The organism is Luteibacter sp. SVR4-7G (assembly GCF_056755555.1).
Genome location: NZ_JBPGXO010000104.1, coordinates 1 through 322, shown reverse-complemented (window position 1 = coordinate 322; position 322 = coordinate 1). Strand labels below are relative to the sequence as shown.

The following is a 322-nucleotide window of genomic DNA, read 5'->3' as shown; positions in this document are numbered from 1 at the left end:
CGTACGCGGTCTGATATGCCAACAAGCACCACACCCTGATCCCCTGAAAGAGCACCAACTCAAAATGCCCTTACTTCAAGTAGCAGCGAATTCGGTGGCCTCGGCGTTCGCTGCGCAGCAACGCGGCGCGCGTCGCCTCGAACTCTGCGCCTGCCTAGTAGGGGGCGGCGTCACGCCCTCGCACGGCACCATCGCGCTCGCCCGCGAAGGTCTGTCGATCCCGCTGTACGTGCTCTTCCGTCCTCGTGCCGGCGACTTCATTTACGATATCGCCGAGATCGAAGCGTTGCTCGACGATTTCGCGCACTGCCGCGAGCTGGGC

Annotated in this window: 1 protein-coding gene; it reads left to right on the top strand. The window is 63.0% G+C overall.

Going from position 1 to position 322, the window contains the following annotated elements; genetic code table 11:
• Positions 1-64: 64 nt before the first annotated feature.
• The coding region (locus ACR9ZH_RS18445; protein WP_481292218.1) for a copper homeostasis protein CutC at positions 65-322 on the top strand (258 nt) is incomplete at its 3' end.